Origin of the sequence: Streptomyces sp. ActVer, from assembly GCF_027270795.1 — a bacterium.
In the GTDB taxonomy this organism is placed as follows: domain Bacteria; phylum Actinomycetota; class Actinomycetes; order Streptomycetales; family Streptomycetaceae; genus Streptomyces; species Streptomyces umbrinus_A.
In genome coordinates this window covers 1-8056 of record NZ_JAPWHT010000462.1, presented here as the reverse complement: position 1 = coordinate 8056, position 8056 = coordinate 1, and the positions used below count along the sequence as shown (strand labels likewise).

Here is an 8056-nt window from a genome sequence, read left to right as displayed (position 1 = left end):
GATCTGCCGCCGCCCCCGCCACCAACGCCACAGCCACCGAAACCGCCGTAGGCAGAGGCACCGCACGGGCCAGAACCGCTGCCCCGACCGCCACCGCACCCACCGTCACCGCATCCGGTTCCGCCGCCAAGTGCCCCGTAGCGACGATCGCGAGCGCCGCCGAGACGACCGTGGCCATCAGCCCGTACATCCGCTCGTCCGGCGACGCATGGCTGCGGAGCTGGAGGACCAGGGTCAGCAGGACCCAGACGCCGAGTGAGCCGAGGATCGCGGCGGGCGCGTTCTCCCGCCCGGCCGCGAGCAGCGCGACGTCCGAGGTGAGCGCCCCCGCGAAGGCGAGCGCGATGCCCTGCCTGGCCGGCCACATCCCGTTCAGCCGGAACCAGCCCGCCGCGGTCACCGCCTGGAGGATCACGAGCGGTACGACCAGTGCGTACTCCCCGACGGCCGCCGCCCCTGCCATCAGCAGCCCCAGGACCGCCGTCAGGGCGGCCGGCTGCAGGCCCGGCTCGATGATCGGCGAACGCCCCTCCGCACGGGCCCGCTGCGCCGCGGTGAGGCCGGAGTTCCCGGTGACGGTGGCCGGCCCGTACTCAGGCGCGGAGCCAGAGCCAGAAGCAGAGGGGGGTGCGGCGGGCGTGGGCGTCTGGCCCCCGTAGCCCCCGTAGCCCCCGTGGCCCTGGGGACCCTGCGAGCCCGGGTAGCCCTGGGGCTGTCCGAACTGGTCCGCCGGGCCCGGCCGGCCCGCCTGGTTCCAACCCGTCTCCGCCGGCATCGGCTGCCCCACTACCCCGTACTGACCGCCTTGAGCGCCCTGGGCGCCCTGAGCGCCCTGAGCGCCGTACTGAGCCGCGTACTGCTGCGCCCCCTGCTGGCCCCCCGGCCCGTGCGGAGCCTGCTGCGGGAGGTACGCCGTGTCCGCGGACGGTGCCGGTGCGGTCGGCGTGATCGAGGGCTGGACCTGGGTCTCCCAGGTCTGGCCCTCCCACTGCTGGGTGTACTGCTGCTGGTCGGGCTCGGCGTCGGCCTCGTACTGCTGCCGGCCCGGCCACCCCGACGGCGGCTGTTGCTGCTGATAGGGGTCGTAGCCCTCGTAGGGCCCGTTCCCGTTCCCCTCGTACGGCTGGTTGCTCATGGTCCCGTCACCCTCCTGCGAACGGCGGGAGCACTTCGACCGTGCCGCCCTCGGCCAGCCGTACCGTCTCATGTCCGCGGGTGCCCACGGGGTCACCGTCGATGAGGAACGAGCATCGCCGCAGGACGCGGACGAGTTCGCCGGGGTGTCGCTCGCGTGCCGCGTCGAGCGCGTCCGCGAGGGTCTCCGCCTCGTACGGCTCCTCGGCGATGCCCGCTGCGGCCTTGGCGGCGGCCCAGTAACGCACCGTGCCCTTTGCCATCTGATTCCTGATTCCTGATCGCTCGGTCGACGGTCGGTCCGTGAATCCGTGAAGTCGACGGTCGGTCGGTGAATGGGTGACAAGCACCGCCAAGGCTAGCCCGCGGGTGCTGCCGCCCCGGCCGCCCAGTGGCCGATGCGGGCCAGCAGCTCGTCGTCCGCCGAGTTCTCCGCGTGGCCCATTCCGGGCTCCAGCCACAGGTCGGCGTGACCGTCGGAGGCGTCGGCCAGCATTCGGGGGTGGTCCACCGGGAAATAGCCGTCCTGCTCACCGTGGACGATCAGCAACGGCGTGGGCGCGATCAGCGGGACCGACTCCACCGGGGAGGAGGGGACGGGGTCCCACTCGCGGTGGTGGATGCGGGTGCGCAGGCCGTAGCGGCCGACGGCGCGGCCCACCGGGCGGGTTACCAGCCAGTGCAGGCGGCGCATAGGGGCCGTGCCCCGGTAGTACCAGCGAGCGGGTGCGCTGACCGAAACCACCGCGTCCGTATGCGCTCCCGTGCGCCCCTCGTGCTCCTCGCCGCCGGCCGAATTGATCGCCGCGTGCCGCAGGACGACGGACCCGCCCATCGAGAATCCGACCGTGGCCACCCGGGTGTGACCGAGTTCTCGTGCCCACTCCACCGCCGCCGCGAGATCGAGCACCTCGCGGTCGCCGACCGTCGAACGCCCGCCGGAGGCGCCGTGGCCCCGGAAGGAGAACGTGACGACCGCCCCGTACTGCGTGAAGGCGGTCGCCGCCCGACGTACGTGCAGCCGCTCCAGGTCGCCCGTGAAACCGTGCGCGACGACGATGGCGAGGTCGCCCGGGACGTCACCGAGGGCGTCGTCCGCGGTGTCGGACGTACCCCTTCCGGGGTCGTACGCGGCATCGATCGTGACCCCGTCGACCGTGCGCAGAAATCTCCGCAGAGGTGGCCGCAGGGTTGTCTCAAGGCGTGGACGAATCAAAGATCGCGTCACATGACCTGCCGGACCTAGGTTCATGTGGGCTATTCTGCTGGGCAGAGGACTCGGGCAGCGAAGCCCCCGGGTCCTTTTGCGCTTTCTGGAGCGTTGTATACGAACGCTGTATACGACTCCCCGGGGAAATATCGCGACAGGAAGTGCGATGTCGGAGCGCAATTGCGGCGCCCAGGGGCGCGGGAGCCGCGAGAAGTACGAAGCAGTGCCGCAAACGTCCTCGCAGGGACCGAGGAGGAACCGACGTTATGGGCAAGCAAACCGTGCAAGACCGTGTGACGACCCAGGCAGGTGGGGTGCGATGAGTTCTCTGCTGCTCCTTACCAATGCTCTCCAGCCGTCGACGGAGGTGCTTCCCGCCCTCGGCCTGCTGCTGCACAACGTGCGCGTGGCTCCGGCGGAGGGCCCCGCTCTCGTCGACACCCCTGGTGCCGACGTCATCCTGATCGACGGGCGGCGCGACCTGCCTCAGGTCCGCAGCCTCTGCCAGCTGCTGCGGTCCACCGGGCCCGGCTGTCCCCTCATCCTCGTCGTCACGGAGGGCGGTCTCGCGGCCGTCACCGCCGACTGGGGCATCGACGACGTCCTGCTCGACACCGCAGGTCCGGCGGAGGTCGAGGCACGGCTGCGGCTGGCCATGGGCCGCCAGCAGATCGTCAACGACGACTCCCCCATGGAGATCCGCAACGGCGACCTGTCGGTCGACGAGGCGACGTACTCCGCCAAGCTCAAGGGCCGGGTCCTCGACCTCACCTTCAAGGAGTTCGAGCTCCTGAAGTACCTGGCGCAGCACCCGGGCCGCGTCTTCACCCGCGCCCAGCTCCTCCAGGAGGTCTGGGGCTACGACTACTTCGGTGGCACGCGGACCGTCGACGTCCACGTACGACGGCTGCGGGCGAAGCTCGGACCCGAGCACGAGTCGCTGATCGGGACCGTCCGCAACGTCGGCTACCGATTCGTCACGCCGGAGAAGGCGGACCGCGCGACGGACGAGGCGAAGGCCAAGGCGGCCCAGCCGAAGCCTGAGGATGCGGACGAGTCGGCACACCTCGACGCCACCGAGACCGCCGAGGTCACGGTGGAGGCACAGGAGCCCGTACGACCTGCACAGAGGTAGGTCCATCCGCGTAGACTCCGCGCGTGGCCAAGGTGACTCGGGATGATGTGGCACGGCTGGCAGGGACGTCGACTGCCGTCGTCAGTTACGTCATCAACAACGGACCCCGGCCGGTTGCCCCGGCCACGCGCGAGCGTGTCCTCGCCGCGATCAAGGAGCTGGGGTATCGGCCCGACCGGGTCGCCCAGGCCATGGCGTCGAGGCGTACGGACCTCATAGGCCTGATCGTGCCGGACGCGCGCCAGCCCTTCTTCGGGGAGATGGCGCACGCGGTCGAACAGGCCGCGTCCGAGCGCGGGAAAATGGTGCTCGTCGGCAATTCCGACTATGTCGGCGAGCGCGAGGTCCACTATCTGCGGGCCTTTCTCGGAATGCGGGTCTCGGGGCTCATCCTCGTCAGCCACGCGCTGAACGATCTGGCCGCCGCCGAGATCGAGGCGTGGGACGCCCGGGTGGTGCTGCTGCACGAGCGGCCCGAGGCCATCGACGACGTCGCCGTCGTCACGGACGACATAGGCGGCGCCCAGCTCGCCACGAGTCATCTCCTTGAGCACGGGTACGAGTACGTCGCCTGTCTGGGCGGTGTCGCGGAGACCCCCACCGTCGGTGACCCCGTCTCCGACCACGTGGAGGGCTGGCGGCGTGCGATGCACGAAGCCGGACGGTCGACGGAGGGTCGCCTCTTCGAGGCGCTCTACAACCGGTACGACGCGTACAAGGTGGGGCTTGAGCTGCTGGCCGGGCCGGATCGGCCGCCGGCGATCTTCTGTTCCACGGACGACCAGGCGGTCGGGTTGTTGCGGGCCGCGCGTGAGCTTCGGATCGATGTGCCGGGGGAGTTGGCCGTCGCCGGGTTCGACGACATCAAGGAAGCGGCGTTGACCGATCCGCCGCTGACCACGATCGCGAGCGATCGGTCCGCGATGGCTCGGGCTGCGGTGGATCTTGTGCTTGATGACGGGCTGCGGGTCGTCGGCGCTCGGCGGGAGCGGTTGAAGTTGTTTCCGTCGCAGTTGGTTGTGCGAAGGTCCTGCGGCTGCGGGTAGCTCCGCTGGTGGGGTTGGTGGTTGGGTGCGGGTAGCTCCGCTGGTGGGTTGGTGGTTGGGTGCGGGTGGGTCGTGGCTGGTCGCGCAGTTCCCCGCGCCCCTAAAAGCCACAAGATTGCGCCGTTCCCCGCGCCCCTAGAAGCAAAGGACGAAAGCGTCGGCCCCCGCCAAGTGGTGGGGGCCGACGTCTGTTCAGCGGTTTCTAGAACAGCAGGTTGTACTGGTTGAAGCCCGTTCCCAGGCTGGTGCGGGCGGCGAAGAGGTCGCTGGACGCCTTGTTCGTGCCCCGGTAGAGCCAGAGGGTGCCGCCGGAGTCGCGGGCCATCACGTCGGCCACGCCGTCACCCGTCACGTCGCCGTTGGAGACGTACGAGGTGAAGTTCCAGCCGGTGCGGGCCTTGATGCGGGCCGACCAGGGGGTCTTCTCCTTGCCGGTGCCGCGGTAGAGCCAGAGGGTGCCGTCCGTGGAGCGGACGAGGAGGTCGGGCTTGCCGTCGCCGGAGAGGTCGCCGTGGCCGAAGATCTTCACGTTCTTCCAGGAGCCGCTGACGACCTTGACCTTGCCGTAGAACTCGCCGTTGCCGCGTCCCGGGTAGAGGTAGACCGAGCCGTCGGCGTCGACCGCGAGCAGGTCCGGACGGGCGTCGCCCGTCATGTCGCCGGGGATCGCATACGACTTGTAGCCGCCCCAGACCGAACTGATCTGCATCCAGGTCCAGTCGCCGACGGCGTGGTCCATGTAGCTGCGGTACAGCTTGCCGTCGGTCTTGTCGCGGACGATCAGGTCCTGGTAGAAGTCCCGGTCCAGGTCGGCCTGGAGGACCCAGGTGGCGGTCTGCCAGCCGTTGCCCTGGTAGGCGCGCTGGGCCAGCGAGGTGCCCTTGCTGTCCTGCTGGAAGAGGCCGCCCGAGGGCGTGCGGGCCAGCAGGTCGGCGCGGCCGTCGTACGTCAGGTCGGTGTCGTCGACGCGCGGCTGGGCCGCCCAGGCGTAGGAGGTGACCTTGGTGAATACCGGGTAGGCACCCTTGCCGGTGCAGCCCGCGACGCCCCAGGAGACGATGCCGACGATCTTGTTGCCGACGACCAGGGGGCCGCCGGAGTCGCCGTTGCAGGGGCTGTCGGTGCCCTCGTCGGCGCCGGTCGCGGGCGTGCCCGCGCAGGTCATCGAGCCTTCGATGAACTCGTCGTCGCCGAGGACCGCCTGCATGGCGCTGTTGCAGGTCGCGTCGGCGACCAGCGGCAGGCTCGCCTTCTTCAGCTTCGTCGAGAGGGTGGCGTCCTCGGCGCCGGAGGTCAGGCCCCAGCCGTAGACGGTGGCCGCGGTGCCGGCCTTGTAGAGCGCGCTGTCGTCGGACGCGGCCAGCCGCAGCCACTGCTGCTCCAGCGGGCGGTCCAGGGTGAGCACCGCGATGTCGTTCTGGGCGGTGGCGTCGTTGTAGCGGGGGTGGGTCCACTGGCGGTAGACGCCCGCGGGGGTGCCGGTGGCGTAGTCGTCGAGGTCGGTGGTGCCGGCCAGCACGGCGCCGTTGCCCACCCAGTCGAGGCCCGCGACGCAGTGGGCGGCCGTGAGGACCTTGTTCGGGGCGACGAGGGTGCCGCCGCAGAAGTAGCCGTTGCCGGTGGCCGGGTCGGAGTAGCCGAGCTGGACCATCCACGGGGCACTGGCGATGGTGGTCTCACCACCGCCGATGATGAACGGGGACTTGCTGGGCGAGGCGTCCGCGGGCGTCTCGCCGGTCGCCTTCGCCGCCGCGACGATCCGGTCGCGCAGCTCCTTGGCGGAGGCGGCCGGCTTCGCGGGCTGCGAGAGGTTCGCGTCGGGCAGACCTCCGGTGGGGTCGTCCGCCGCTGTCGCGGGCTGGGCCGCGAGGACGCCGGCGCAACTCAGCGCCAGCGCGAGAGCGGCCGCGGGGAACGCCGTGACGGGGCGTCTCCAACGGTCGCGCAGGGCACGTATCACTCAGGGCTCCTGAGGTGGTGGTGTGTCGTGAACCCACCAAGATTGCGCCCCTCGTTTCCCGTTGCACACGTCCTTCACAGGGGTCCGACAAGTATTCGTCCGACGCTTCCCGCACATCACCGTGCCGCAACCCCCTGTTTCACCGATTTCAGCGGGCTCCGGCGCCTTTATATCGGGCATACGCGGTTCTGTCGGGCTTCTCAGGGAGCACTCAGGGAGCTCTCATGGTCGGGCGTCAGAGTCTGAGTCATGACCGAGAGCTTCCGCCGCAGCGGCGAGTACCCCCAGGGCGACCAGCACCAGTCCGCGTACACGCAGGGCGACGCGCAGCAGTCCGCGTACCCCCAGCAGCCGTACGCCTCCGCGCACTCCGCGAGCTCCTCCTCCGACTACTCCACCCCCTCCGCCTCCTCCGTGAACCCGGAGTGGCCGCCCCCGCCGGCGTACGAGCCGACGCAGCAGGGCGCCGCTCCCACGGCCCTCCTCACCGAGCCCGTCTCCCCGGCCCCCGCCGCTCCGCGTAGGCGCGCCAAGGGTCCGCTGGCGCTGCTGGCCGCCGTGGCGATAGCCGCCGCGGCCGTGGGCGGCGGTACCGCGTACGCCTTCCAGGAGCTGACCGGCAACGACACGGTGGCGAGCAGCAGCACCAGCACCAGCGTCGTGCCCACCAGCCAGAAGGGCACCGTCGCCGGGGTCGCCAAGGCGGTCAGCCCGAGCATCGTCGAGATCAGCGCCACCTCGAACGCCGGACAGTCCACCGGTTCCGGCGTGATCATCACCAGCGGCGGCGAGATCATCACCAACAACCACGTGGTCTCGGGCGCCTCCGAGATCAAGGTGCAGCTGAGCAACGGCAAGTCGTACACCGCGAAGCTCGTCGGCACCGACAGCAAGAAGGACCTCGCGCTCATCAAGCTGGAGAACGCGCCGTCCGGTCTGACGGTCGCGACGCTCGGCGACTCCGCGGGTGTCAAGGTCGGCGACCAGGTCGTGGCGATCGGCTCCCCCGAGGGCCTGACCGGCACGGTCACCAGCGGCATCGTCTCCGCGCTCAACCGTGACGTCACCGTCTCCACGGACGAGAGCCAGGGCCAGCAGCAGCAACAGCAGGGCGGCGGCGGCAGCGGTCAGTGGCCGTTCGAGTTCGGCGGCCAGGAGTTCAACGGCGACACCGGCTCGTCCACGACCACGTACAAGGCCCTCCAGACCGACGCGTCCCTCAACCCGGGCAACTCCGGCGGCGCGCTGATCGACATGAACGGCAACATCATCGGCATCAACTCCGCGATGTACTCCGCCGCGGACGCCACCTCGTCGAGCGCCGGCAGCGTGGGCCTCGGCTTCGCCATCCCGATCAACACCGTCAAGGCCGACCTGGACACCCTGCGGGCCGGCGGCTCCGACAGCTGACCCTCCGCCCACCCCCTTCGCACCGAGCCACCCGGAGTTCGTCATGAAGATCAGGAACGTCTCCCACACCGTCACGGGCGCCGACCCGGCCGGCTTCGCCCTGGCCCTCGAAGTGGCGTACGAGCTCCACGCGCCGGCGCCCCGCGCGCCCGAGGTGGCCC

General features: G+C 70.5%; 7 protein-coding genes. 3 read left to right on the top strand and 4 right to left on the bottom strand.

The features are described from left to right. From O3Q52_RS43990 to O3Q52_RS43980, 3 genes are all read right to left on the bottom strand, one after another. Nucleotides 1-1135 (bottom strand): hypothetical protein (locus O3Q52_RS43990; protein WP_269654128.1); only part of this gene is annotated, 1135 nt, incomplete at its 3' end. Between the two features lie 7 nt (nucleotides 1136-1142). Next, a complete protein-coding gene (locus O3Q52_RS43985; RefSeq protein ID WP_055614662.1) occupies nucleotides 1143-1397 on the bottom strand; it encodes a MoaD/ThiS family protein in 255 nt (84 codons plus the stop codon). Nucleotides 1398-1492: 95 nt separating this feature from the next. After that, the gene (locus tag O3Q52_RS43980; protein WP_269654127.1) at nucleotides 1493-2386 is read right to left on the bottom strand and encodes an alpha/beta hydrolase; all 894 of its coding nucleotides are present in this window, start codon (nucleotides 2384-2386) and stop codon (nucleotides 1493-1495) included. A gap of 277 nt (nucleotides 2387-2663) precedes the next feature. Here O3Q52_RS43980 and O3Q52_RS43975 point away from each other — a divergent pair, with 277 nt between their 5' ends. After that, entirely contained in the window at nucleotides 2664-3479 is an 816-nt protein-coding gene (locus O3Q52_RS43975; protein WP_269654126.1) for a response regulator transcription factor, read from the top strand. 23 nt (nucleotides 3480-3502) lie between these two features. Next, a complete protein-coding gene (locus O3Q52_RS43970) occupies nucleotides 3503-4525 on the top strand; it encodes a LacI family DNA-binding transcriptional regulator (RefSeq protein WP_269654125.1) in 1023 nt (340 codons plus the stop codon). Nucleotides 4526-4727: 202 nt separating this feature from the next. Here the strand turns inward: O3Q52_RS43970 and O3Q52_RS43965 are convergent, their stop codons facing one another. After that, on the bottom strand, nucleotides 4728-6485 hold the full coding sequence (locus tag O3Q52_RS43965; RefSeq protein WP_269654124.1) for a trypsin-like serine protease: 1758 nt from the start codon (nucleotides 6483-6485) through the stop codon (nucleotides 4728-4730). Nucleotides 6486-6734: 249 nt separating this feature from the next. Here O3Q52_RS43965 and O3Q52_RS43960 point away from each other — a divergent pair, with 249 nt between their 5' ends. Continuing rightward, on the top strand, nucleotides 6735-7895 hold the full coding sequence (locus O3Q52_RS43960; RefSeq protein WP_269654123.1) for a S1C family serine protease: 1161 nt from the start codon (nucleotides 6735-6737) through the stop codon (nucleotides 7893-7895). Nucleotides 7896-8056 lie beyond the last annotated feature (161 nt).

What these genes read in the sequence shown, in the direction of transcription:
- O3Q52_RS43985 (WP_055614662.1), bottom strand. Translation starts at nt 1,397, where the DNA reads ATGGCAAAGGGCACGGTGCGTTACTGGGCCGCCGCCAAGGCCGCAGCG.
- O3Q52_RS43980 (WP_269654127.1), bottom strand. Translation starts at nt 2,386, where the DNA reads ATGAACCTAGGTCCGGCAGGTCATGTGACGCGATCTTTGATTCGTCCA.
- O3Q52_RS43975 (WP_269654126.1), top strand. Translation starts at nt 2,664, where the DNA reads ATGAGTTCTCTGCTGCTCCTTACCAATGCTCTCCAGCCGTCGACGGAG.
- O3Q52_RS43960 (WP_269654123.1), top strand. Translation starts at nt 6,735, where the DNA reads ATGACCGAGAGCTTCCGCCGCAGCGGCGAGTACCCCCAGGGCGACCAG.